General features: G+C 64.6%; 21 protein-coding genes and 1 pseudogene. 12 read left to right on the top strand and 10 right to left on the bottom strand.

What is annotated here, in order from left to right; genetic code table 11:
* Positions 1-38: 38 nt before the first annotated feature.
* A complete protein-coding gene (locus tag IVB47_RS08005; RefSeq protein WP_247460910.1) occupies positions 39-1886 on the top strand; it encodes an alpha/beta fold hydrolase in 1848 nt (615 codons plus the stop codon).
* Here the strand turns inward: IVB47_RS08005 and IVB47_RS08000 are convergent.
* Positions 1883-2854 carry a CHAD domain-containing protein gene (locus IVB47_RS08000; RefSeq protein WP_247290402.1) on the bottom strand — a complete coding sequence of 324 codons (972 nt, stop codon included), beginning with the start codon at positions 2852-2854 and terminating at the stop codon, positions 1883-1885. The two genes, IVB47_RS08005 and IVB47_RS08000, sit on opposite strands and share 4 nt — an antisense overlap.
* A gap of 12 nt (positions 2855-2866) precedes the next feature.
* Positions 2867-4399 (bottom strand): bifunctional aminoglycoside phosphotransferase/ATP-binding protein, encoded by a 1533-nt coding sequence (locus IVB47_RS07995; RefSeq protein ID WP_247460907.1) that lies wholly within the window; start codon positions 4397-4399, stop codon positions 2867-2869.
* 193 nt (positions 4400-4592) lie between these two features.
* On the opposite strand from IVB47_RS07995, the gene IVB47_RS07990 reads away from it, so the two are divergent.
* Positions 4593-5432, top strand: coding sequence for a universal stress protein (locus IVB47_RS07990; protein WP_247460906.1), 840 nt, complete (start codon positions 4593-4595; stop codon positions 5430-5432).
* Positions 5433-5502: 70 nt separating this feature from the next.
* Positions 5503-8196, top strand: coding sequence for a bifunctional acetate--CoA ligase family protein/GNAT family N-acetyltransferase (locus IVB47_RS07985; RefSeq protein ID WP_247460904.1), 2694 nt, complete (start codon positions 5503-5505; stop codon positions 8194-8196).
* A gap of 7 nt (positions 8197-8203) precedes the next feature.
* Here IVB47_RS07985 and IVB47_RS07980 read toward each other — a convergent pair whose 3' ends face one another.
* The gene (locus IVB47_RS07980) at positions 8204-8692 is read right to left on the bottom strand and encodes a phage holin family protein (RefSeq protein ID WP_247460903.1); all 489 of its coding nucleotides are present in this window, start codon (positions 8690-8692) and stop codon (positions 8204-8206) included.
* Complete coding sequence (locus IVB47_RS07975) at positions 8693-8968, bottom strand: hypothetical protein (protein WP_027566706.1); 276 nt, start codon at positions 8966-8968, stop codon at positions 8693-8695.
* Positions 8969-9143: 175 nt separating this feature from the next.
* Here IVB47_RS07975 and IVB47_RS07970 point away from each other — a divergent pair, with 175 nt between their 5' ends.
* The 3 genes from IVB47_RS07970 to IVB47_RS07960 are packed head-to-tail and all read left to right on the top strand — an operon-like array spanning position 9144 to position 12157.
* Positions 9144-10280 carry an ABC transporter permease gene (locus IVB47_RS07970; protein ID WP_247460901.1) on the top strand — a complete coding sequence of 379 codons (1137 nt, stop codon included), beginning with the start codon at positions 9144-9146 and terminating at the stop codon, positions 10278-10280.
* A 2-nt stretch (positions 10281-10282) separates the two neighbouring features.
* On the top strand, positions 10283-11050 hold the full coding sequence (locus IVB47_RS07965; RefSeq protein WP_247460899.1) for an ATP-binding cassette domain-containing protein: 768 nt from the start codon (positions 10283-10285) through the stop codon (positions 11048-11050).
* 3 nt (positions 11051-11053) lie between these two features.
* On the top strand, positions 11054-12157 hold the full coding sequence (locus IVB47_RS07960; RefSeq protein WP_247290378.1) for an ABC-type transport auxiliary lipoprotein family protein: 1104 nt from the start codon (positions 11054-11056) through the stop codon (positions 12155-12157).
* A 6-nt stretch (positions 12158-12163) separates the two neighbouring features.
* On the opposite strand, the gene IVB47_RS07955 is transcribed toward IVB47_RS07960, so the two are convergent.
* A complete protein-coding gene (locus IVB47_RS07955) occupies positions 12164-12481 on the bottom strand; it encodes a cytochrome c (RefSeq protein WP_247290376.1) in 318 nt (105 codons plus the stop codon).
* A gap of 148 nt (positions 12482-12629) precedes the next feature.
* Here IVB47_RS07955 and IVB47_RS07950 point away from each other — a divergent pair, with 148 nt between their 5' ends.
* Both IVB47_RS07950 and IVB47_RS07945 read left to right on the top strand, forming a co-directional pair.
* Positions 12630-13340 (top strand): helix-turn-helix domain-containing protein, encoded by a 711-nt coding sequence (locus IVB47_RS07950; RefSeq protein WP_247460896.1) that lies wholly within the window; start codon positions 12630-12632, stop codon positions 13338-13340.
* Positions 13341-13833: 493 nt separating this feature from the next.
* Complete coding sequence (locus IVB47_RS07945) at positions 13834-14562, top strand: Crp/Fnr family transcriptional regulator (protein WP_027566711.1); 729 nt, start codon at positions 13834-13836, stop codon at positions 14560-14562.
* On the opposite strand, the pseudogene IVB47_RS07940 reads toward IVB47_RS07945, so the two are convergent.
* Positions 14559-15330: pseudogene (locus tag IVB47_RS07940) on the bottom strand (cyclase family protein). The gene IVB47_RS07945 and the pseudogene IVB47_RS07940 overlap by 4 nt on opposite strands.
* 323 nt (positions 15331-15653) lie before the next feature.
* Between IVB47_RS07940 and IVB47_RS07935 the strand changes: the two are divergent.
* The 4 genes from IVB47_RS07935 to IVB47_RS07920 all read left to right on the top strand — a co-directional run bounded on the left by IVB47_RS07935 (position 15654) and on the right by IVB47_RS07920 (position 19373).
* On the top strand, positions 15654-16625 hold the full coding sequence (locus IVB47_RS07935; protein ID WP_027566713.1) for a TRAP transporter substrate-binding protein: 972 nt from the start codon (positions 15654-15656) through the stop codon (positions 16623-16625).
* Positions 16626-16710: 85 nt separating this feature from the next.
* The gene (locus IVB47_RS07930) at positions 16711-17259 is read left to right on the top strand and encodes a TRAP transporter small permease (protein ID WP_007612645.1); all 549 of its coding nucleotides are present in this window, start codon (positions 16711-16713) and stop codon (positions 17257-17259) included.
* The gene (locus tag IVB47_RS07925; protein WP_247460894.1) at positions 17250-18542 is read left to right on the top strand and encodes a TRAP transporter large permease; all 1293 of its coding nucleotides are present in this window, start codon (positions 17250-17252) and stop codon (positions 18540-18542) included. Before IVB47_RS07930 ends, IVB47_RS07925 begins: the two co-directional genes overlap by 10 nt.
* A 24-nt stretch (positions 18543-18566) precedes the next feature.
* A complete protein-coding gene (locus tag IVB47_RS07920; RefSeq protein WP_247460892.1) occupies positions 18567-19373 on the top strand; it encodes an SDR family oxidoreductase in 807 nt (268 codons plus the stop codon).
* A 9-nt stretch (positions 19374-19382) separates the two neighbouring features.
* Here the strand turns inward: IVB47_RS07920 and IVB47_RS07915 are convergent, their stop codons facing one another.
* Genes IVB47_RS07915 through IVB47_RS07900 form a run of 4 tightly spaced genes read right to left on the bottom strand, consistent with a single transcriptional unit; the run spans position 19383 to position 23652 of the window.
* A complete protein-coding gene (locus IVB47_RS07915; RefSeq protein WP_247460889.1) occupies positions 19383-20081 on the bottom strand; it encodes a substrate-binding domain-containing protein in 699 nt (232 codons plus the stop codon).
* Positions 20078-22213, bottom strand: coding sequence for a molybdopterin cofactor-binding domain-containing protein (locus IVB47_RS07910; protein WP_247460888.1), 2136 nt, complete (start codon positions 22211-22213; stop codon positions 20078-20080). The genes IVB47_RS07915 and IVB47_RS07910 overlap by 4 nt, the downstream gene beginning before the upstream one ends.
* On the bottom strand, positions 22210-22680 hold the full coding sequence (locus IVB47_RS07905) for a (2Fe-2S)-binding protein (protein WP_247460886.1): 471 nt from the start codon (positions 22678-22680) through the stop codon (positions 22210-22212). Before IVB47_RS07905 ends, IVB47_RS07910 begins: the two co-directional genes overlap by 4 nt.
* Before the next feature lie 15 nt (positions 22681-22695).
* Complete coding sequence (locus IVB47_RS07900; protein ID WP_247460991.1) at positions 22696-23652, bottom strand: tripartite tricarboxylate transporter substrate binding protein; 957 nt, start codon at positions 23650-23652, stop codon at positions 22696-22698.
* Between the last annotated feature and the right edge of the window lie 92 nt (positions 23653-23744).

Genomic DNA, 23744 nt, shown 5'->3' with positions numbered 1-23744 from the left:
CTGCCACGCAGCCAAGAAGCCGGCAGGAACATTCAGCCATGAGCGTCGTGCAGATATTTCCAAGGTCCGAAGGGCCGGCCGCGCAGGCTCTCTCCGTCAATCCTGTCGTTGAGCCAGAAGCCTCTACGACCGGCCCCGAAGCGCCGGCTGGATTGCCAGTCGCCGCCGATCCCCTGCCTGTATCGGAGCCATACCCTCTCGATCGCGCGTTTCATGCGATGCTGGCGCGGTTGACGGGCGGGATTTCGCCGCTGGCCTTGTTGCTCGCCTGGCTCGATTGGAGCTCTCATCTGGCTGCCGCGCCGCAGCGTCAGGTGGAGATGTCGCGCAATGTCCTTCGCGACATGGGCCAGTTCCTGGAAGCCGCCGCGCATGCGACGTCGCAAAAGCCGTGGTCCGTGATTGCACCGCAGGGACGGGATCGTCGCTTCAGGGGGCCGCAGTGGGAAGCCGCACCGTTCAATCTGCTTGCGCAGGCGTTCCTGCTCAGAGAGCGCTGGTGGCACGATGCCACGACCGGCGTACGCGGCGTGTCGCACGCAAATGAAGCCATCGTCGAATTCTCGATGCGTCAGATGCTCGACATGCTGGCGCCGTCGAATTTCGCGGCGACCAATCCGCAAGTGCTGGAGAAGGCGTTCCGGAGCGGCGGGGAGAATTTCGTATTCGGCTGGCAGAACTGGTGCAGCGACCTGATGCGCCTGCTCTCCGCCGCAAGGCCAGCGGGCGACGAACAGTTCATCGTCGGCAAGACGGTCGCGGCTTCGCCGGGCAAGGTCGTTTATCGCACTGCGTTGATCGAGCTGATCCAGTACCATCCGACGACGGCTCAAGTGCGACCCGAGCCAATCCTGATCGTGCCCGCCTGGATCATGAAGTACTACATCCTCGATCTGTCGCCGCAGAATTCTCTGGTGAGGTATCTGACCGGCCAAGGCTTCACCGTATTCGCGATTTCCTGGCGAAATCCGGATGCCAAAGACCGGGATGTTGCCTTCGACGACTATCGCAAGCTGGGTGTCATGGCGGCGTTGGACATGATCGGCCGGATCCTGCCGGGCCGGAAGACCCATGCGCTCGGCTACTGCCTGGGTGGCACATTGCTGTCGATGGCTGCGGCTGCGATGGCACGCGATGGCGACAAGCGACTGTGCACGACCACCCTGCTTGCCGCACAGACGGATTTCACCGAGGCCGGCGAGCTGACGCTTTTCGTCAACGAGAGCCAGGTCGCCTTTCTCGAGGACCTGATGTGGCAGCGGGGCTATCTGGACACGACGCAGATGGCCGGCGCGTTCCAGTTGTTGCGCTCCAACGAACTGATCTGGTCGCGGCTGTCGCACGACTATCTGATGGGCGAGGGCGCGCCACCGAGCGACCTGATGGCCTGGAACGCCGACGCCACGCGGCTGCCTTATCGCATGCATTCGGAGTATCTGCGAAAGCTATTCCTGGGCAACGATCTCGCCGAGGGCCGCTATCGTGTCGAGGACAAGAGTGTGTCGCTTTCCGACATCCGTGCGCCGATGTTCGTGGTCGGCACGCTCGCCGATCACGTGGCGCCGTGGCGATCGGTCTACAAGATCCACTATCAGGTCGATGCCGACGTGACCTTTGTGTTGACCAGCGGCGGCCACAATGCCGGCGTCGTCGCGCCGCCGGACGAGCCCGGCCACAGCTATCAGGTGCTGATCAAGGCCGCCGATGCGCGCTATGTTGGCCCGGACGAATGGCTGAAGCTGGCACCGCAAGTCGAGGGATCGTGGTGGCCGGAATGGGCCGAATGGCTGGCCGCACACTCCGGGGCGCCCTGCGATCCGCCGCAAATCGGAGGCGGAGACCTTGACGGTCTGCCCGACGCGCCGGGAGACTACGTCCACACCTAGTCCTCAGGCTCAGCATTCGGCGCAAGGTCGGCGGAGCGGAACGGCTTGGCCTTGTCCAGTTTCCGGTAGGCGTCCGAAGCGATCCGCAACAGTTTCTTTTCGCGCTTGCGATTGAGGAAGCGAATGCCCGCCTCGGGGACGGCCTCGTTCAACGACGCCGCCAGGGCCTGACCTCGCGCATCGTCGTTCAGTTGTCCGAGGGACTTTTGCGCCTTGCGCAATTGCTTGAGGATCGACTTCTGCTTGGTCAGCGACTCGTCGGCGAACAGGTCCTCGAGCGACTCGATCGAATAGGTCAGCCGCTTGTTGAGAAGCCGCAGCTTGTGCCGTTTCTCGACGTCAAGCTTGCGGAGCTTGCGCGCTGTCTTGAGCAGCGTCTTTTCCCATTGCGTGAGTTTCGCTGTTGCGTGGTCGGCGAGCGTGCAGCGGCGTAGCCTGATAGCTTCCTTGCTGCGCCGGGTCGACCAGGGGCCGCTCTCGATCCAGGCTGACGTCTGCTCGACGAGACGGAGATACCGCGCGGATTGCAGCGCGCGCGCCAGCAGGCGGTGGCTCTCGGCGCGCTTTTCGTCCCAATGCTGGAGCTCGGCAATCACGGTCAACTCGCCTCCACTCTCGGCGATGACCCGCTCGATTGCCACGTCGAGGTCTCGGACCATGCCGAGTTGGCTGTTCAACCATTTCAGTTCGATCCAGACCTCTGGCCGAAGGGCATCATCGACCATCGGCGAGAAGAAGCGGATGGCGGTGCGCAGATGCGTCAGTGCAATCCGGATCTGGTGCAGTGCCTCGGGATCGCCGCGGCAGGTGCCGTCATGCTGGGCGAGAACGGCGGCGAGGTGACGGCGGGCGATGATCCGGAACGCGGTGTCGCAAACCATGCCGGGGCTGAGGCGGCCGGGCAGGACATCGTGCCTCGCCGCAGGCTTGACGCGCGCGGCCGTCGAATTCGTGCTGGGTCGCGCCATTTGCAGATTGCCTTACTTGCTCTCGGCGATCGCGTCCCGGCAGTTCTGGAGCGTCTGCTCTTGCGTCCCGGATGCGTCGATGGTCGCCCAACCGACATGGCCGATATTATAGTGCTCTTGCAGCGCGGCAACCTCTTGCGTGGCGTCGGATGCGTCGCCCCGGCGGCCTCCGATCCGCGCCTGCCGGGTCGCGAGGTCGGCAACCAGAAACAGGCCGCTCAGCGGCACGTTGCGCTCGCGCGCCAGCGCGGCGACCGCGTCTCGTTCGTCCTCGCGGGCGAACACGCCGTCGATCATCGCTGAATGGCCTTGCGCCAGCACCCGCCCGGCGTACTCAGCCAACATGTCGTAAACGCGGGCGGTAACCTCCGGCGTGTATGCGGATGCCGGCAGCCGGTCCGTGTCCTCGACTCCGAACATCTGCTTGCGGACCAGGTCGCTGCGCAGCACGACTGCGCCCGGCTGCGGCGTGACCTCCGGCGCGAGCGTGCGTGCCAAGATCGTCTTTCCGGTGCCTGACAATCCGCCGACTGCAATTAGCCGGGGAGCCGGCGGCTGGATCAGCGCGCGGGCTAGGCCAAAATAGCGCCGCGCCCCGTCGAGAATGCTGGGATCATCGGAATGCGGCGGCTTCAGCCGTGCCAGCGCGACCTGGGCGCGGATCGCCGCCCGGATGGACATGAACAATGGCAGTGCGGAGAGCGCGTCGAGATTTTCGACCGGAGTCGCGGCGAGATAACGGTTCAGCACGATGTTGGCCGCGCGTGCCTGACCGTGGTGCAACAGGTCCATCAATCCGAATGCGAGATCGTAGAGCACGTCGGTGGTTGCCATCTGCGCATCGAATTCGATGGCGTCGAACAGCACCGGCTTCTCGTCGATCGACACGATGTTCGCAAGATGCAGGTCGCCATGGCAGCGGCGGACGAAGCCTTGACGGCCGCGCTCTTCGAGCAAAGGCCGGAGCCGGACCAACATCGCGTGCGAGTCTCTGCCGAGTTCTGCGATCTCTTCGCCTTCGAAATGATTGCCGGTCCGCAGGCCATTGCTGTTGCCATCGATCAGGCCGGGGATGGAGGAAACCCATGCGTTGCCGTTGGCGCGAACAGCCTGCGCATGCGAAGCGGCGATCGCGTCGGCGACAGCCGAAGCAAAAGTGTCATCCAGCGCTCCGGCCTTGGCCAGATGATCCAGCGTGCGGCTTTCGTCGAAGCGCAACATCTCGACCGCATACTCGATCGGCCGGCCGCTTCCGTCGACCTTCACCGATCCATTGGACTGTTCCGTGATCGCCACGACGCGGTGATAGATCTGCGGCGCCAGCGCCCGGTTGATCCTGATCTCCTTCTCACACGCCGCCTTGCGCTTCTCGAGCGTCGAATAATCGAGGAATGGAAATTTCACGGCGCGCTTGATTTTCAGGGCGCGTCTACCTTCGAGGAAGACTGAAGCGGCGTGCGTATCGATCCGCCTCACGTTTGGATGATCCGCGGAATTGGTGAGCGCCGCAAAGATCCAGTCCTGAGTCGCAGAATCGTCTGTCATTCCAGCTGGTACGTCCAGATGCGTCGGAAGGCGGCTCGCCCCGCGATCAGGGTAATCCATAGAAGCAGATCGCGGCCAGTCCTTGACTTCGGTCAACGCCTGTCTCCTTCCGGCCGGTCGAAGTTCCCGGGCTTGACGAGGATCAAGCGTCCCGACCAAAGCCAGCCTATTCTGGCGCCTGAGGAGAATCCCGATGCCGATCAAGGACGTCTTTCTGCCGCTCGTAGGCCAGCCACGCGGCCCGGCCCTTGCTGCGATCGAGAAATGCGTGGCCGTTGCCGCCGACCTCGGCGCCAGGATCACCGCGCTTGCCCTCGAGGAGGATGTCTTCGTGCGGCCGAAGGTGATGCTCCCCGATGATTCCGATGCGGCCAAGGCAAACGGGCCGCTTGGGGCGGGCGACACGCAGGATCTCCTGGGCGCGTTCACCCGTGCAACCTCCCGCACCGGCATCCGCGCTCAAAGCCGGTCGGCCAAGGTGCCGGCAGACCAGATCGCCTCAGTGCTGGCCGAGCACGGACGCTTCAGCGATCTCACGCTGCTCCCCGTGAAGCAGCACGACAGCCGAACCGAGCACATCATCGAGACGCTCCTGTTCGAATCCGGGCGGCCAGTGCTGCTTTGCCCGGAGCAGCATGTGGACGAACTGCGACCGGAATTCGAGAACGTCATGATCGCCTGGGATCACTCCGCGCGTGCGGCGCGTGCGGTCGGCGACGCGCTGCCTATCCTTCAGGCAGCAGCCCTGGTCCGCGTCGTGACCGTGGCGGACGACAAGTCAGACGCGATCGTGCAATCCGGGACGGCTCTGGTCGATCATTTGAGGGAACATGGGGTCTACGCCTCGTTCGAAACCACGACGGGCAGCGGCAGCTCGATTGGCAAGGTGCTCGGAAGCTGGGCGAATTCCCATGCCATCGATGCAATCGTGATGGGCGCTTACCATCATTCGCGCCTGAACGAGATCGTTTGGGGCGGTGTGACAAAGACCGTCATTGGCGAGCCACCGTGCTGGGTTATGCTCTCGTACTAGGCGAGTCGCCAGTTTATCGGGCTTGATCGTCAACCATCGGAACCGCCACCGACCGGGCGCATTTGTTTTCATGTCAACCTATCGTCTGAAGAACCTGCTGTCGCCGCGTTCGGTCGCGCTCGTCGGTGCGAGCGCCCGCCCGGTGTCCGTTGGACGCGCCGTTCTGGAGAACATCCGCAAGGCTGGATTCACGGGACAGTTCGGCCTCGTCAATCCGCGCCATGCCGAGATCGGCGGCGTCGCGGCCGTGGACAGCCTCGACAAATTGCCGTTCGTACCCGAGCTCGTGATCATCACCGCGCCGGCGCGCGCGGTTCCCGGCATCGTCGATCAAGCCGGGCGACGCGGCTCGGCGGGCGCCCTGATCGTCTCGGCCGGGCTCGGTCACGGACCGGGGTCCCTGCAGGAAGCCGCCATCGCTGCGGCCCGCAAATACGGCATGCGGCTGATCGGGCCGAACTGCCTGGGCATCATGATGCCCGGCGTGAGCCTCAATGCCAGTTTTGCCGCGCACATGCCGGGGTCGGGGAATCTCGCGCTGATCTCGCAATCAGGCGCGATCGCGGCCGGCATGGTCGATTGGGCCGCGCAGCGCGGCGTCGGCTTCTCCGGCATCGTCTCGATCGGCGATCAAATCGACGTCGATGTTGCCGATCTGCTCGACCATTTCGCGATGGATCACAAGACCCGCGCGATTCTGCTCTACATCGAAGCCATCAAGGACGCGCGCAAGTTCATGTCGGCCGCGCGAGCCGCGGCGCGTGTGAAGCCGGTCGTGGTGGTGAAGTCCGGCCGAATGGCGCAGGGCGCGAAGGCGGCCGCCACCCATACCGGTGCACTCGCCGGCGCCGACGCCGTCTATGACGCGGCGTTCCGGCGCGCGGGCGTCCTGCGGGTCTCCGATCTGCGTGAGCTGTTCGATTGCGCCGAGACGCTCGGCCGCGTCGAATCGCCGGCGGGAAAGCGCCTCGCCATCCTGACCAATGGCGGCGGCATCGGCGTCCTCGCCATTGACCGATTGGTCGAGCTCGGCGGCATTCCGGCAGCCATCTCGGCCGACGCCCGCAAGAAACTCGATGACGCGCTGCCGCCGACCTGGTCCGGCGCAAATCCCGTCGACATCGTGGGCGACGCCGATGCGTCGCGCTATGCGGCGGCGCTCGAGGTGTTGCTCGCCGATCCCGACAACGATGCGGTCCTCGTTCTCAACGTGCAGACCGCGATCGCCTCGGCTGCCGATATCGCAACGATGGTGACCGAACGGGTCAAGGCATATCGCGAGAAGCACCGCAGTTGGGCCAAGCCCGTGCTCGCCTCGTGGATCGGAGCAGACCAGAACATCATCGAAACACTGTCCGGTGGGGGCATCCCGAACTATCCGACCGAGGATGACGCCGTGCGCGGCTTCATGTACCTCGTGAGGCACCGCGAAGTCGTGGAGGAGCTGAGCCAGGTTCCACCGGCGATGCCCGAGACTTTCGTGCCGGACGCGCGTGCTGCAAAACAGATCATAGCTGCTGCCATCGCAGACGGCCGCCAATGGCTCGAGCCCGTCGAGATCAAGCACCTGCTCGAAGCCTACGATATCGCGATGGTGCCCACATACGCCGCGGCCGATGTCGAGCAGGCGGTGGCCTACGCGAAAGACATCTTTGCGCAAGGCGCCACGGTCGTGCTGAAGATCATGTCGCGCGACATCGTCCACAAATCCGATGTCGGCGGCGTCGTGCTCAATCTGACGACGGTCGAGGCGGTCCGCGCCGCCGCCACCGACATTCTCGCCCGGGCGGGGAAGCTGCGTCCCGAAGCTCGCATCGAGGGCGTCATCGTGCAGGCGATGGTCGTGAAGGCGAAGGCGCGCGAGTTGATCTTGGGCCTCGCCGACGATCCGACCTTCGGCACCGTCGTCGTGTTCGGCCGCGGCGGGACCGCGGTCGAGATCATCAACGACAAGGCGCTTGCGCTGCCGCCGCTCGATCTGCAACTGGCCCGCGACCTGATCGACCGCACGCGCGTGTCACGGCTGCTTCGCGCTTACCGGGACGTGCCGGCGGTGAAGCCCGACGCGGTCGCCATGGTCCTGGTCAAGCTGGCGCAGATGGCCGCCGACCTTCCCGGGATCCGTGAATTCGACATCAATCCGCTGCTGGCGGACGAAACCGGCGTGACCGCGGTCGACGCTCGCGTCGCGGTCGGGCCACCGCAACGGAAGTTTGCGGGCTCCGGCGCCGCCAATTTCGCCGTTCGGGCCTATCCGTCGCAATGGGAGCGCCGCCTCAAGCTCAAAGAGGGCTGGCGGATCTTCGCGCGGCCGCTGCGTCCGGAGGACGAGCCGACCATCCACGCATTTCTGCGTCATGTCACGGCGCACGACCTTCGCCTGCGTTTCTTCGCGCCGATGAAGGAGTTCACCCACGAGTTCATCGCGCGCCTGACCCAGCTCGACTACGCGCGCGCAATGGCCTTTATCGCGTTCGACGAGGCGACCGGCGAGATGGTCGGCGTGGTCCGACTCCATTCGGACTCGATCTACGAGAGCGGTGAATATGCGATCCTGCTGCGGTCGGATCTCAAGGGCAAGGGGCTGGGATGGGCCCTGATGCAGCTGATCATCGACTACGCGAGATCGGAGGGACTCAAAGCGATCTCCGGTGATGTTCTCAGGGAGAACACCACGATGCTCGAAATGTGCCGGCAGCTCGGCTTCGAGGTGAAGCCGGATCCGACCGAGCCGGATATTTGCGACGTCAGGCTGAAACTTTGAGCGCCCGCTATGAGCGCGCTTCGGCCGGATTTGCCGCGGCGGAGTCCTTGGCCGGTCTCCGCAAAGTCTTGACCAGGACCGCAATCAGCGGCACCAGCACGGGCACGATCGTGCCGAGCGGATGGTGCACGGCCCCCGACACCTGGGCCTGGAATGTGCGTGCCTCGAGCTGAAGTGCTTCGATGGATGCGCCGTGAATCTCGTTGGCGAGTTCGATGTCGCGGCCTGCAGGAGGCCGGCCGGCAATCACAAAGAGAATTGCGGCGATGGCAAAATTGACGGCGCCGAGGATGGCCGCCGCGCCAATGGCACTCCAGATCTGCACCAGTGCGAAATAGGCGGACAGCTCCAGCATCAGGAGCCCGAACGCGGCGATCAGCGCCGCAAAGGCGCGCAGGCCAAGGCCGATCAGCAGGTGGCGCAGTTTGATGTCCGCGATGATCCTGTCGGTACGCCAGAGCACACGCAGATGTTTGACGACATTTTCCGTGTTCACCTAGTGCCTCCGCAGCATGAAGCCGACGACTACGCCGAGCGCGAAGGCCGAGGCCAATGATGTGATCGGGCGGTCCGCAATGAGGCCCTGAAGCTGCTGCTGCTCCTCGTCGACGGTCTCGCCGAGCTCGGCGAGCGCGGCCCTGATCTGATCGGCAAGCGCCTCCGCGCGGTCTTTCGAACTGTCGAACATCTCCTCGCCGGCCGTGCTCAGCAAGCGTGTGACGTCAAGCTTCAGCGTGCGCAGTTCTTCGCTCATCCTGTCGCTGTCGAACATGGATCTGATTTCCCCGTTAATGGAAACAAACCTAGGACTCACCGGCCCGACCGGGCTTGATTTGCGTCAAGAAGGCAGACGCGTCGTGGTCTTGAGACAGGTCAAACCGGCTGCCACATGCTGGCCTAGAATGACCGGCTGAATGGGGACCCGGTTGTCCCGATGAGGTGGAAGCGTGAACTCCGAACCGCTGTTGCTGGCAACGCCCTCCGGCGAAGAGCTGAAATTGTGCCCGGAAGGGCCGTGGATTGCCGCGAACGTGTCGATGCTGGAGACATTGTCCCGGTCGGTTGGGGCGGACGTCGATCAATCCAGAGCCGTGACCTTGGACATGTCGGGCGTCAGCGCGCTCGACACGCTCGGCGCCTGGGTCCTGGAAAAGCTGTCGCGCAGGGCTTCATCATCCGGCAGGTCGGCCGAGTTTATCGGTGTCGCCGACCATTTCAGTGGCCTGATGGACGAGGTGCGCCAGGTCAACCGCCACACCCCGCCGCCGGCGCCTGCACCCAACCCTGTTCTGCTCAGGCTGAACGATCTTGGCAAGTCCACGGTCGGCGCGCGCGAAGACATCACGATCTTTCTTCAAATGCTGGGTGCGCTGTTCATGGCCCTGATCGGCGTGCTGCGCCGGCCGCGCTCGCTGCGACTGACATCGCTGATCTACCAGCTCTACCGCATCGGCTGGCAGGCCATTCCCATCGTCGTGCTGATCACCTTCCTGATCGGCGCCATCATCGCCCAACAGGGATTTTTCCATTTCCGCAGGTTCGGCGCGGAGTCCTACACCGTCGACATGGTCGGCATCCTGGTGCTGCGCGAGCTCGGCGTGCTGATCGTCGCCATCATGGTCGCCGGCCGCTCGGGAAGCGCCTACACCGCCGAGCTCGGCTCGATGAAGATGCGCGAGGAGATCGACGCGCTCTCGACCATGGGCCTCGATCCCGTCCACGTCCTGATCCTGCCGCGGGTTGCGGCCCTGGTGATTGCGCTGCCGATCCTTGCCTTCATCGGATCGATCGCCGCACTCTATGGCGGCGGCTTGGTCGCGCAGTTCTACGGCGGCATGGCGCCGGCGATCTACATCGCGCGGCTGCACGAGGCGATCTCGGTCACCCATTTCGAGGTGGGCATCCTGAAGGCGCCGTTCATGGCGCTGGTGATCGGAGTAGTCGCCTGCAGCGAGGGCTTGCGCGTGAAGGGCAGCGCCGAGTCGCTGGGACGACAGACCACGACGTCGGTGGTCAAGTCGATCTTCCTGGTGATCGTGCTCGACGGCCTGTTCGCGATCTTCTTCGCCTCGATCGGAATGTGATCATGGGCGAGCCGCAAGAGCAGTTCGCGATCCGCGTCCGCGACCTCGTGGTCGGCTTCGGCCGGCAGACCGTGCTCGATCATCTGTCCCTCGACGTGCGCCGGGGTGAGATCCTCGGGCTCGTGGGGGCGTCCGGTGGTGGCAAGTCGGTGTTGATGCGAACCATCATCGGCCTCATCCCGCGCCAAGGCGGGACCATCGAGGTTACGGGACGGCCGATCGGCGGCCGTACCGAAGGCGCCGCCACGACATGGGGCATCCTGTTCCAGCAGGGCGCGCTGTTCTCCTCGCTGACGGTCCGGCAGAACATCCAGTTTCCGCTCCGTGAAAATCTCGTCCTGTCGCAGGAGCTGATGGACGAGATCGCGATCGCCAAGCTCGAAATGGTCGGGCTGCGGGCGCAGGACGCCGATAAATATCCGGCGGAGCTGTCCGGTGGCATGACCAAGCGCGTCGCGCTGGCGCGCGCGCTCGCGCTCGATCCGCCGATCCTGTTCCTGGACGAGCCGACATCAGGTCTCGATCCGATCGCTGCGGGCGATTTCGACGCGCTGATCGGGACCCTGCAAAAGACCCTCGGCCTCACCGTGTTCATGGTCACCCATGATCTGGCGAGCCTCACCACGGTCTGTGATCGCGTCGCCGCTCTCGCCGACGGCAAGATCGTGGCGATCGGTCCGATGCGCGAACTGCTGCAATCCGAGCATCCCTGGGTGCGGGCCTATTTCCACGGCAAACGCTCGCAGATGCTGCAACACGAGATGAGATGAGACATGGAAACCCGCGCTCCCTACGTGCTGATCGGCAGTTTCGTCCTGGCGGCGATTCTCGCGGTGTTCGGCTTCGTCTATTGGCTGAACAACACCGGCGGCATCGGGCCGCGCACCAGCTATCACGTGCAATTCCAGGGCCCGGTGCCCGGTCTTCTGGTCGGCGCCGGTGTGCTGTTCAACGGCATCCGCGTCGGCGAGGTCACCCAGCTCGGGCTTGCGCCGGACAATCCACGCTTCGTCAATGCGACGATATCGGTTGCTTCAACCACGCCTGTGCGCGCCGACAGCAGGGTCGGGCTCGATTTCCAAGGGCTGACCGGCGTGCCGGTGGTGACGCTTGAGGGAGGCATCATCGTCGCCAAATCCGGCGAGCCCCCGACCCTGATTGCCGAGGCGGGTGCGGGCCAGAGCATGACGCAGGCCGCACGGGATGCACTGCGGCGGGTCGATACCGTGCTGGAGGACAATTCGGGCCCGCTGAAGGACACCATCGCCAATCTCAAGACCTTCTCGGACGGGCTTGCGCGCAACACCGGCAAGATTGACGGCATTTTGGCGGGCCTGGAGAAAATGACTGGCGGCGGAACGCCAGCGCAGAAAGTCACCTATGACCTGCGCACGCCGCAGAACCTCGGTCCTGCGACCAAGACGCTCGCGGCGTCACTGGCCATTCCCGAGCCGACGGCGGTCGCCATGCTCCAGACCCAGCGCATGCTGTTCGCGCCCGGCGGGGATAATCCGGGCTTTGCGGACTTCCTCTGGGCCGACAGCATTCCGAAGCTGGTGCAGGCGCGGCTGATCGACAGTTTTGAGAACTACGACATCGCCCATGCGCCGTTGCGCACGGCCGATCTCGGGCAGGCGGACTATCAGCTGCTGATCGACATCAGGCGCTTCCGCATTGCCACCGAGGGAGAGACACGGGTCGAGATCGTCCTGTCGGCCCGGATCGTCGACAAGAACGGCAAGGTGGTCGCCTCGCGTCTCATCGAGACCAGCGAAAAGCTCGACAAGGTTGAACCGGCCGCGGCGGTCGCAGCGTTCGATACGGCCTTCACGCGCATCGCGAAGGAGCTGATCGGCTGGACGGTGCAAGCGGTATGAGGGCGGCTATTCCAGGGTCTTGAGGTAGGACAGGAGATCGTGAATCTGGTCCGGACTGAGCTCGAAGGCCGGCATGTCGGCGTGGCCGGTGTTGATGCCCTCGGCCAGCGCCTCCCCAAGGCTCTCGATCGGATAGCGCTGGTGCAGGGCTCGCAGCGGCGGCGCGATCTTGAGCGGACTGTTCGACGCACGGTCGATCGCGTGGCAACGGGCGCAATTGGCGCGCGCAAAGGCCTTGCCGCGTTGTTCGGCGGTCGGGGCCGCCAGGGCACGCGTCATCAGAAGCAACCCGACCAACCCGTGACGCAGCGTGCCTTGCAGCATGTAAAGTGACCCCGTTTAAGTCCGGGAGAAGAATAGGGCGGGGATTCCCTCCAAAATTGATCTGGGTCAACCGGCTTTGGCGCAGTGCAGTAAAATGCATCCGCGCGACGGGGTGGGCCTGATGGGCAGCCGGCGCTTGGAGCGGTCGATGAAGCCCGTAGTCACGATTGAGCCGAACTGGCAGCTCTGCAGCGATTGCGCCGTCCGCTCATCAGCGGTTTGTTCGTCGCTGGACGCCGTCGAGCTTCGGGAATTCGAGCATCTCGGCCGGCGCGTCCATTTTTCCTCGTGCGAGACTGTGTTCTCCGAGGAGGACATCACGACCTCGTTCTACAATCTCTTCGAGGGCGTCATGCGGCTGTACAAGGTGCTGCCCGACGGCCGCCGGCAGATCGTGGGCTTTGCCTTGCCCGGCGATTTCCTGGGGATGAATATTTCGGGCAGGCACAATTTTTCGGCCGATGCGATCGGCGCGGTCACCGTATGCCAGTTCGCGAAGGCACCCTTCGGCCGTTTCATCGAGGACCGGCTGCACCTCCTCAGGCGGATCAACGAGCTGGCAATTCGCGAGCTGAACCAGGCCCGGGACCACATGGTCCTGCTCGGCCGCCGTTCGGCGGACGAAAAGGTTGCGGCCTTTCTGCTCGGCTGGCGCGAGCGGCTGGTTTCGCTGAAGGCGGCGTCGGACACGGTTCCGTTTCCGATGAGCCGCCAGGACATCGCCGACTACCTCGGCCTGACCATCGAGACCGTCAGCCGCACGTTCACCAAGCTGGAGCGCCACGGCGTGATCGAGATCATTCACGGCGGGATCAGCCTGCTCGATCCGGCGAAGGTCGAGGCCTTGGCCGCAGCCTGATTCCGACGCAGCGCGGCTCGATTTTGATCGGGATCAATGCATTCGGCCGCGTGCCCCGAATAATGCCTGAAACCACAGGGGAGGGCATCATGCCGGCTGACGCGTTGCTTATGAGCATCATTGTCGTAGCAATCTTTGTCACATTCGCCGGGGCACTGGCCTGGGCAGACCGGCAAACCAGTGCAGGCCCGCTCAAGTCGGACGTCAAGCGTCGAAGCTCCTGAGATCACGGTCGCATTTGCGCCCGCGGCGCGGGCTATGCCGTGCGAGTGCGGGAGGGTTGGCAGCGCCTCAACGCAAGGCGGCGTGCGGCGCCTGCAACTCTGCATCGCCTAGGACGCATTGGCTCATCCTTCGGCTGCCGGCTTCACGCCTGACCGCGGCATTTTCGCTGCGTTTGCCTCAAATAGGGAGCATGCTTTCCGGTTGAAAAACTGGGCTACACTGACTACGCAGGGACCCCAGTGCCTCGCAGTCTTAGGAGCCCAGTGGCGTGCCTCAGGACAAGACCGGCGACGACCCCCGACAAGCGGCGGGAAATAAATTATCGGTCCTGCGCAAGCACCCGATCTTTGCGGATCTGGGGCCGGAGGCGCTGGATCAGCTCTGCCGTTACGCCAAGCACACCACGGTGAAGCGCGGCGCGACGATCGCCGCCAAGGGCGATCCCGGCAACAACCTGTTTGCGGTGATCACGGGGACGGTGAAGATCTCCTCTTCGTCGCCCGATGGCCGTAACGCCATTCTCAATCTGATCGGTCCCGGAGAGATCTTCGGCGAAATCGCGGTGCTCGACGGCGCCCCCAGGTCGGCCGATGCGACCGCCAACACCAATTGCGAGCTCTACATCATCGATCGCCGGGACTTCCTGCCGTTCGTGAAGAGCCAACCGGCGCTCGCAATGAAATTCATCGAGCTGCTCTGCGCGCGCCTGCGCTGGACCAGCCAGCAGGTCGAGCAGGTGATCCTGCAAAATCTGCCGGGCCGGCTTGCGAGCGCGCTGCTGGGGCTCACCGAAGAGCGCAAGTTCGACTCCGGCAGCGGCACGCTCGTCATCACGCAGCAGGAGATCAGCGAGATGGTGGGGATGACGCGCGAGAGCATCAACAAGCAATTGCGCGCCTGGGCGGGCCGCAACTGGGTTCGCCTCGAGCACGGCGCCATCGTCGTGCTCGATATGGATGCCTTGCGCGAACTCGCCGAGAGCGGGCTCGACAGCTAGCTGTCGATGATCGCGACGGCGCGGGTCCAGCCTGCGGAGGTCCGCTCGATCTTCACCGGAAAGCACGAGACGGTGAACCCGGTCGAAGGCAGCTGGTCGAGATTGTGCAGCTTCTCGAGATGGCAATAGCCGATGTGCCGCCCCGCCTTGTGGCCCTCCCAGATCAGGCCGGCGTCTTTCGTTTCGGCATATTTCTTCGCGGTATGGACGAACGGCGCGTCCCAGCTCCAGCCGTCGGTGCCGGTCAGCCGCACGCCGCGTTCGAGCAAATACATGGTGGCCTCATAGCCCATGCCGCAGCCCGAGCTGACATAATCGGCTTGGCCGAACCTGGCGCCGGCGCCGGTGTTGACGACGACGATCTCCAGCGGCGACAGCGCATGCCCGATCCGCCTCAACTCCTTCTCGACGTCGTCGGCGCTCGCCACGTAGCCGTCGGGGAGATGACGGAAGTCGAGCTTCACGCCGGGCTGAAAGCACCACTCCAGCGGCACCTCGTCGATCGTCCATGACCGCTCGCCGCGATTCATGGTTGGATGGAAGTGCCAGGGCGCATCGAGATGCGTGCCGTTATGGGTCGACAGCGAGACCTGCTCGACGGCCCAGCCCTGGCCGTCCGGCAGGTCCTGTGCCGTGAGGCCCTCGAAGAACTGCAGCATCCGCGGCAGGCCCTGCTGGTGATCGATGTACTGGATTGCCGGGTGATTGCCCGGCGGATCGGCCGTCGTTTCTGAGCGGCACGGAGATGTCGATCAGCTTCCGCGGCATGGGCATTCCTCGGGATGGTCGTTTTGTTTCGCAGCATCTTGAGGGGGCCGCACCGGCGTCGTCAAGCAACGCCCATGAACGCTTCCCGCGCCGGACGACCAGATGATTTCGGAAAAACTGGACGATGGGCCGGTTGTCTGCCCAAAGCCGGCTTGATCCATCGATGCAACTCTAGCATTGATCGATGCCGGATTTAGCTTGGACAGAGAATGCCGCGGGCCCTAGGGACGACAATGGCGCTTGACTTCACACCGGAAGTGGAGCGACCCAAGGCGGCCCGCAGCATCTGCCCAACGACATAATCAACTCAGGAGGAAGCTCAGATGAAGATACTTACCGGCGTCATCGCAGCCGCTCTGCTGGCGGTCTCAGCCCCCTTGGCGACCGCACGCGATTTCCGTTCCGCCGACATCCATCCCGCCGATTATCCGACCGTCGAGGCCGTCAAGTTCATGGGCAAGCAGCTCGCAGCGGCGAGCGGCGGCAAGCTTGGCGTGAAGGTGTTCCCCAACGGTGCCCTGGGCTCCGAGAAGGACACCATCGAGCAGCTCAAGATCGGCGCACTCGACATGATGCGGATCAACGCATCGCCCTTGAACAACTTCGTGCCGGAAACGATCGCGTTGTGCCTGCCCTTCATCTTCCGAGACACGCAGCACATGCGTACCGTTCTTGACGGGCCGATCGGCGACGAGATCCTGGCGGCCATGGCACCCGCAGGCCTGATCGGCCTCGCCTATTACGACAGCGGCGCCCGATCCATCTACACCGTCAAGGCACCGATCAAGTCGCTCGCGGACGTCAAGGGTCTGAAAATTCGCGTCCAGCAATCCGATCTGTGGGTCGGCATGATCCAGAGCCTCGGGGCCAATCCGACGCCGATGCCCTACGGCGAGGTCTATACCGCTCTCAAGACCGGTCTGGTGGACGCTGCCGAGAACAACTGGCCGTCTTACGAGTCCTCGCGCCATTTCGAGGCCGCCAAGTTCTACAACGTCACCGAGCACTCCCTGGCGCCCGAAGTTCTCGTGATGTCGAAGACGGTCTGGGACACGCTGAGCAAGGAGGACCAGGCGATGGTCCGCAAGGCGGCGAAGGAATCGGTTCCCGTCATGCGCAAGCTCTGGGACGAGCGTGAGCAGGCGTCCCGCAAGACCGTCGAAGCGGCCGGTGTTCAGGTCGTGACGATCGCCAACAAGGCGGAATTCGTCGACGCGATGAAGCCGGTGTACGACAAGTTCGCCGGTGACGAGAAGCTGAAGGGCCTCGTCAAGCGTATCCAGGACACGAAGTAAGACCATAGCGTCGGTCCGGCGCGCCGACTGGCGACGCCGGACCGACGCGTTGGAGGCGCGCAAGGAGACTTGCAAGGAGACTTGGATGACAGACCCTCACGTCGCAGACCACGAACTGGACGTAGCCGGACGCCCGTCCACCGGTTTGCTGTCCCGGATCAATGCTCCTGTCGCTCGGCTAGGGATGTATCTGTCGGTGACCGGACTGCTCGTCATCGTCACCATCGTCTTCTACCAGGTGTTCGGACGCTACGTGCTCAATTCCAGCCCGACCTGGACGGAGAACCTTGCGTTGGTTCTGATCCTGTATGTCACGTTGATCGGCGCCGCGGTCGGCGTGCGCGATGCCGGACATATCGGCATGGATAGTTTGCTGGTGATGCTGCCGGATCATGCGCGGGAGAAGATCGAGCTTGTGATCCACGTCCTGGTGGCCGGGTTCGGCCTCGCGATGGCTTATAACGGCTGGATCCTCGGAGCCTCGGTCGGAACGGTGAAGATCCCCAATCTCGGCCTGCCCGAGGTCATCCGCTACGTGCCGCTGATCGCCTCCGGCGTCCTGATCGTCTCCTTTTCAATCGAGCACATCATCGCTCTCCTGCGCGGCGAAGAGGTCGTCCCCTCATGGAACTGATCATTCTCGGCGCCAGTTTCTTCGGCTTCCTCGTCCTCGGCGTCCCCGTCGCCTTCGCGATCGGCCTCTCGGCGATTTGCACCATCCTCTACGAAGGCCTCCCGGTCGCGGTCATCTTCCAGCAGATGATGTCGGGGATGAACATCTTCTCCTTCCTCGCCATCCCGTTCTTCGTCTTCAGCGGTGAGTTGATGCTGCATGGCGGCGTCGCCGACAAGATCGTGCAACTCGCTAAGAATCTCGTCGGACACATCCGCGGCGGGCTCGGCATGTCGAACGTGGTCGCCTGCACGCTGTTCGGCGGCGTGTCCGGCTCGCCCGTGGCCGACGTGTCGGCGATGGGGGCCGTGATGATCCCCATGATGAAGAAGGAAGGTTTCGACACCGACTATGCCGTCAACGTCACGACCCATGCTTCGCTGGTCGGAGCACTGATGCCGACCAGTCACAACATGATCATCTATGCGCTCGCCGCCGGCGGTAAGGTCTCGATCGGAGCGCTGATCGCCGCCGGCCTCCTGCCGGCGCTGGTGCTGATGGTGTGCATGCTGGTCGCCGCTTACGGGGTCGCGGTGAAGCGCGGCTATCCGGCCGGCAAGTTCCCGGGCTGGCCCGCGGTTTTTCGCTCGTTCGCGGCCGCTCTGCCCGGCCTTCTGATCGTCGGCATCATCCTGGCGGGCATCCTGTCGGGCGTCTTCACGGCGACCGAATCCGCGGCCGTCGCGGTCACCTATACGATCCTGCTGACGTTCTTCATCTACCGCACCATGACCTTGCCGAACTTCCTGCGCGCTGCGGCCAAGGCGGTGAAGACGACGGGCGTGGTGCTGCTGCTGATCGGCGTCTCTACCATGTTCCAGTATCTGATGGGACTTTACGAGGTGGCCGACTTCGCCGGCGAGATGATGGGCAAGGTCTCGAACCAGCCCTGGGTCATCTTCCTGCTCATCAACGTCATTCTGTTCGTGCTCGGCACGTTCATGGACATGGCCGCGACCATCCTGATCTGCACGCCCATCTTCCTGCCGATCGCGATGAAGGCGGGCATGGATCCGGTGCAGTTCGGCATGCTGATGCTGATCAACTGCGCGCTCGGGCTGAACACCCCGCCGGTCGGGACGACGCAGTTCGTGGGCTGCGCCATCGGCGGCATCTCGGTGGGCGCGGTGATGCGCACTATCCTGCCGTTCTACGCCGCCCTGATCGCAGCTCTGATGTTCGTGACCTACGTCCCCGCCTTCTCGCTGTGGCTGCCCCGTCTGCTGATGGGCTACAAGGGCTAGCAGCAACGCAGGGAGAATCTATCCGTGACCGACTATCGCAAGCTCTTCGATCTCACCGGCAAGACGGCCGTGGTGCTGGGCGCCGCCTCCGGAATCGGCAAGTCGTCGGCCGAGGCGCTGGCCGGGCTCGGCGCCCGTGTCGTCTGCGCCGATCGTGCGATTGAAGGTGCTGAAGCAACCGCCGCCGGCATTCGTGAGAACGGCGGCTGGGCGGAGGCGGCTGCGTGTGACGCGGCGAGCGCTGCGGACGTCAACGCACTGGCCAAGACCGTGATGCAGAAATTTTCGCGGCTCGACATCGCGGTGACGACGCCCGGGCTCAACATCCGCAAGACCATCCTCGACTACACCGAGGAGGATCTCGACCGCGTCCTCAACCTCAACATCAAGGGCACGGTCTGGTTCTTCCAGGCCTTCGGCCGCATCATGGTCGAGCAGAAGGGCGGCAGCATCATTGCCTGCTCCTCGGTGCGGGCGGTGACGATCGAGCCGGGCCTTGGCGTCTACGGCTCGACCAAGGCCGCCATCGGCCTGCTGGTGAAGGGCTTTGCTTCGGAGGTTGGACGCTCCGGCGTGCGCGTCAACGCGATCGCGCCGAGCATCGCCGAGACCGCGCTGACCGGCCCGTTCAAGCAGCGTCCGGACATCTACAATCTCTACGCCGGCCATACCGTGTTCAACCGCTGGAGCAGCGCCGACGAGGTCGCGACAGCCGTCGCCTATCTCGCCTCGGACGCCGCGAGCTATGTCAGCGGCAGCACATTGTTTGTCGATGGTGGCTGGACCGCTGTCGACGGTCCGCCGACCGGTCTCACCCAGTTGCACACATAGGGCGATTATCTAGCCTGCAAAGCCGGCGCGCTGGCGCAGATCCCTGCGGTCTGCGCTGGTCAGCAACGCGATCAGCGCGGCCGCCTCTTGTGGATGTACGGCCCGCGTGGTCACGCCGGCCGTATACATCGTCACGAGCTCGCAGCCCGGCGGCAGCGCTCCTGACAGCGCGATGCCGTCGGTTGCAATGATCTCGGTCGCTTGCGTGCAGCCAATCGGATGCGCGGCGGTGGACGCCGCAAGCTCCCGCATCGCGGTCGCGCCGTTGGGGAAGATCTTGAGGCGCGAAGCGACCTCGTAGGCGATGCCGAGCTGATCCAGCACCTTTGCGACGTGCTGTCCCGCCGTCGAGGCTTTCGTATCAGGCACGTAGATCGCGTCGGCGCTGCGCAGTACCTCGCGCAAATCGGCCTCGGTCTTCACGGTCACCTTGGGATCGCGGCTCCGGACCGCCAGCGCGGTATCGACCCGCCCGACATCCGAGATCGAGGCTGGGATGACGAGCGTCTCTTCGGCAAGCTTTGCAAGCAGCGCTTGCGTCAGGATGACGAGATCGGCCGCCGTTCCCGCCCGCAGCTTGTTCGCCATGATGCCGACCGCGCCGAACTCGCCGTCGATGCCGAAGCCGGTCTGCGTCTTGAAGGGATCGCCGAGGCCGCGCACCAGGCCTTGCGCCGCGCCTCCACTCAAAATGCTCACTGTCGTCACGACGCCTGCTCCATGGCTGCAATGATCTTGTCGCGGGTGATCGGCAGGTCGCGCACGCGCACGCCGAGGCAATCGTAAACGGCATTCGCGATCGCCGCCGTCACCGGGCCGTGGGCGGCCTCGCCGGCGCCGACCGGCTCGATCTCCGGCCGCTGGACGATCTCGACATCCACCATTGGCACCTCGCTGAAGGTGAGGATCGGATAGTCGGTCCAGGACGTCGATGTGATGCGCGTGCGGTCGAAGCGGACGCGTTCCTTCAGAACCCAGCTTGTCGCCTGGATCGCGCCGCCCTCGATCTGGTTGATGACGCCGTCCGGGTTGATGGCCTCGCCGACATCGACCGCAAGCGTCAGCCGCTTCACGCGGATGTTGTCAGTGCCCTCGATCTCCGCAATCGCGGCGCAATAGGCCCCCATGTTCTTGTAGCGGGCGAAGCCCACGCCATGACCGATGCCGGACTGCTTCTGCGGTTTCCACTGCGCGCGTCGTGCCGCGGCCCGGATGACGTCCTTCGCGCGCTCGTCGCGCAGATGACGCAGGCGGAACGCGATCGGGTCTTCGCCGCGCAGGGCGGCGATCTCGTCGAGCAGGGACTCGATGGCGAACACATTGCCTTGTCCGCCAAGTGTCCGCAGCGCCGAGGTCCGCACCGGCATGGTCAGCAACCGGTGGCTCGTGACCGTCCAGGCCGGGAGGTCGTAGAGCGGAACGGAGTTGCGGTCGCCGCCGCCGCCATTGGCCGCGGGCGGATTGGTCGAGATCATGCGCGGGTAGGGGGTCGCAATCTCGGTTGCGGCAAGCAGCGCGGGCTGTGCTGCGCGCCCGGGCCGCGCCGCGTGGCCGTTGCTCCAGATCGCATGGCGCCAACCGACGATCTCGTTGTCCCCATCGAGGTCGGCTTCGATCTCGATCGCCATCGCCGCGCCGAACGGCGCGTGGGCCATCTCGTCGTGGCGCGACCACTGCACCCGCACGGGACGGCCGCCGGCCGCTTTCGCCAGCAGCACGGCATCGAGCGCGACGTCATCGGCCGCGTTGTGTCCGTAGCAGCCGGCGCCCTCCATGTGCTCGACGACGATGCTCTCGATCGGCAGCTTGAGCACGATAGCGAGGTCGGCGCGCAGCAGGTAGACGCCCTGGCTGTGGGTCCAGACATGGATACGATCGCCACTCCATTGTGCCATCGCACAGGACGGGGCGATCGAGGCATGCGCGATGTAGGGACGGATGTATTGCCGGCGGAGGGTGCGAGCAGCGTTCTTTGTCGTTGCCGCAGTGGTCCTGGTGTCGATCACGGTGGTCTCGATCGGCTGGCTCTTCAGGAATCCGGCGAGATCATCTTCATCGGGCAGCGGCTCACCAGCCGACCATGTCGCGCCCCTGCGCAAGGCTTTCAGCGCGGCTTCCGCCGCTGCCTCGCCGTCGGCAACCACGCCGGCAAAGCCGCCGTCGCGGACGATCGCGACGAGGCCGGGAACGGCTCGCGTCGCCGTCTCGTCGAGCGCGATCAGCCTGGCGCCGGAAATGTCCGGCCGCAGCACGCGTCCGTGCAGCAAGTCCGGCAGCGGACAGTCATGGATAAAGCGCGGCCGTGCGAACACCTTGTCGGGAATGTCGACGCGCTGGACCGAATGTCCGGCCACAGTGCGTTTGGCGACGATCTTCGCTGTCGCACCGGCTTTGGCGTCGTGGTCGAGCGAGACGTCAGCGGCCAACTCCCAATAGCTCGTCCTGACATTGCCGGGGCCCGAGATCGTGCCGTCATGGATGTCGAGCAGCGACGCATCGACACCGAGACGCTCCGATGCTGCGAGGAGGAAGCGCTGGCGGATTTCGGCACAGGCGTGGCGCAGCGCCCGGCCGGACTGCTGGACCGAAAGGCTGCCCGAGGTGACGCCCTCGTTCGGACTTGCCGCCGTGGAGGCGCGGATCATCTCGATGCGGCCAATATCGACGTCGAGCTCGTCCGCTGCGATCTGCGCCAGGGCCGTGACGATGCCCTGGCCGATCTCGACCTTGCCGGGCGAGATCGCCACACGGCCTTCGCCGATGAGCTTCACCCAGGCTGACAGCTTGGGATTGGCCGCAAGGCTGACCGGCAGTGTCGGGGTAGGGGACGGCGCACTCATGATGTCGCCATCTCCGCGGCCGCCCGCAGCACAGCGCGGACCATGCGATTGTGCGATCCGCAGCGGCACAGATTGCGATCAAGCGCGGTTCTCACCTCAGCCTCCGTCGGCGACGGATTGCGCTTCAGCAGCGCCGCCGCGCTAATCAGGATCCCCGAGACGCAATAGCCGCATTGCATCGCCTGCTCGGCGATAAAGGCGCGTTGCAGCGGATGCGGCTCCTCCGCTGTGCCGAGGCCTTCCACCGTGACGACGTCCTTGTCCGCGACCGACCACATCGGCAGGTCGCACGAGGCCATCGCGCGGTCGCCGACCATGACATGGCAGGCGCCGCACTCGCCGGCCCCGCAGCCGAAATGCGGACTTGTAACGCCGAGCCGGCTGCGCAGCACGTCGAGCAGCGTCTGATCCGGATCGGCATCCACGGCCGCGGCCGTGCCGTTGAGCTGGAATTGAATGGTAGGCATTGTCGCTCTACAGCCTCAGGACTTGTCGAACTTCTTGACCACGTCGGCCCATTTTTCGATGTCACCGCGCAGGAATTTGTCGAATTCCTCCGGCGTCATTGACATCGGCACCGCGCCCTGCGCAGTCCAGAGCTTGACGATGTCGGGCCGCTTCACCATTGCGTTCACGGCGGCATTGAGCTTGTCGATCACAGGTTTTGGCGTGCCGGCCGGCGCCATCAGGCCGAGCCAGATCGTGGCTTCGTAGCCTGCGACCCCCGCCTCGATCGCGGTCGGCACGTTCGGCAGCACCGCTGAGCGTTGCTTGCCGGTGGTCGCGAGCGCGCGGACCTGGTTCTCGCCGATGTTCGGCGCCATCGCCGGCACGGCGTCGATCATCATCTGCACCTGCCCGCCGATCACGCCGCTGCGTGCCTCGCCACTGTTGCGATAGGGCACGTGGACGAGGTCGATGCCGGCCATGGCTTTGAACAGCTCGCCGGCCATGTGATAGGGCGTGCCCTGGCCGGAGGAGGCGTAGTTCAATTTGCCCGGCTGCGACTTGGCGAGCGCGACGAACTCCTGCAGCGTCTTCGCTGCGACTTGCGGGTTAACCACGATGACGAGATCGGAAGAGTTGACCGGTGCGATCGGCGCGAGGTCGCGCATCAGCTCGTATTTGCGTTTATCCGGCGTCAGCAGGGATTCGTTCGCGGTCTGGGTGTTGGACATCATCAGGAGCGTGTAGCCGTCGGCAGGCGACTTCGCCGCTTCGACCGTGCCGATGACGCCGCCCGCGCCGGTGCGGTTCTCGATCACGAAGGGCTGGCCAAAACTCTCCTGGAGCGCATTGCCGATCTGCCGGGCCGCGACATCGGCCGGCCCGCCGGCGCCAAAGGGCACGACGATCCGGACCGAATGGTTGGGATAGTCTTGCGCCAGGGACGGGGCTGCGGAGGACGCGCTGAGCAGGCCGGCGGCCAGCGCCAGCATGAATTGTCGGGCCGTCACACCCACCTCCCTGATGTCGTTCTTGTTGGCCGGCACTGTAGCGGCAGGGGAGGCGGACTGTCGACGCCTCACAA

The sequence above is a fragment of the Bradyrhizobium sp. 62 genome (assembly GCF_023073035.1).
GTDB lineage: Bacteria > Pseudomonadota > Alphaproteobacteria > Rhizobiales > Xanthobacteraceae > Bradyrhizobium.
This window is presented reverse-complemented; position numbering and strand designations above follow the sequence as displayed.

What these genes read in the sequence shown, in the direction of transcription:
- IVB47_RS08005 (WP_247460910.1), top strand. Translation starts at nt 39, where the DNA reads ATGAGCGTCGTGCAGATATTTCCAAGGTCCGAAGGGCCGGCCGCGCAG.
- IVB47_RS08000 (WP_247290402.1), bottom strand. Translation starts at nt 2,854, where the DNA reads ATGGCGCGACCCAGCACGAATTCGACGGCCGCGCGCGTCAAGCCTGCG.
- IVB47_RS07995 (WP_247460907.1), bottom strand. Translation starts at nt 4,399, where the DNA reads ATGACAGACGATTCTGCGACTCAGGACTGGATCTTTGCGGCGCTCACC.
- IVB47_RS07990 (WP_247460906.1), top strand. Translation starts at nt 4,593, where the DNA reads ATGCCGATCAAGGACGTCTTTCTGCCGCTCGTAGGCCAGCCACGCGGC.
- IVB47_RS07985 (WP_247460904.1), top strand. Translation starts at nt 5,503, where the DNA reads ATGTCAACCTATCGTCTGAAGAACCTGCTGTCGCCGCGTTCGGTCGCG.
- IVB47_RS07975 (WP_027566706.1), bottom strand. Translation starts at nt 8,968, where the DNA reads ATGTTCGACAGCGACAGGATGAGCGAAGAACTGCGCACGCTGAAGCTT.
- IVB47_RS07965 (WP_247460899.1), top strand. Translation starts at nt 10,283, where the DNA reads ATGGGCGAGCCGCAAGAGCAGTTCGCGATCCGCGTCCGCGACCTCGTG.
- IVB47_RS07960 (WP_247290378.1), top strand. Translation starts at nt 11,054, where the DNA reads ATGGAAACCCGCGCTCCCTACGTGCTGATCGGCAGTTTCGTCCTGGCG.
- IVB47_RS07955 (WP_247290376.1), bottom strand. Translation starts at nt 12,481, where the DNA reads ATGCTGCAAGGCACGCTGCGTCACGGGTTGGTCGGGTTGCTTCTGATG.
- IVB47_RS07950 (WP_247460896.1), top strand. Translation starts at nt 12,630, where the DNA reads ATGAAGCCCGTAGTCACGATTGAGCCGAACTGGCAGCTCTGCAGCGAT.
- IVB47_RS07935 (WP_027566713.1), top strand. Translation starts at nt 15,654, where the DNA reads ATGAAGATACTTACCGGCGTCATCGCAGCCGCTCTGCTGGCGGTCTCA.
- IVB47_RS07930 (WP_007612645.1), top strand. Translation starts at nt 16,711, where the DNA reads ATGACAGACCCTCACGTCGCAGACCACGAACTGGACGTAGCCGGACGC.
- IVB47_RS07925 (WP_247460894.1), top strand. Translation starts at nt 17,250, where the DNA reads ATGGAACTGATCATTCTCGGCGCCAGTTTCTTCGGCTTCCTCGTCCTC.
- IVB47_RS07910 (WP_247460888.1), bottom strand. Translation starts at nt 22,213, where the DNA reads ATGAGTGCGCCGTCCCCTACCCCGACACTGCCGGTCAGCCTTGCGGCC.
- IVB47_RS07905 (WP_247460886.1), bottom strand. Translation starts at nt 22,680, where the DNA reads ATGCCTACCATTCAATTCCAGCTCAACGGCACGGCCGCGGCCGTGGAT.
- IVB47_RS07900 (WP_247460991.1), bottom strand. Translation starts at nt 23,652, where the DNA reads ATGCTGGCGCTGGCCGCCGGCCTGCTCAGCGCGTCCTCCGCAGCCCCG.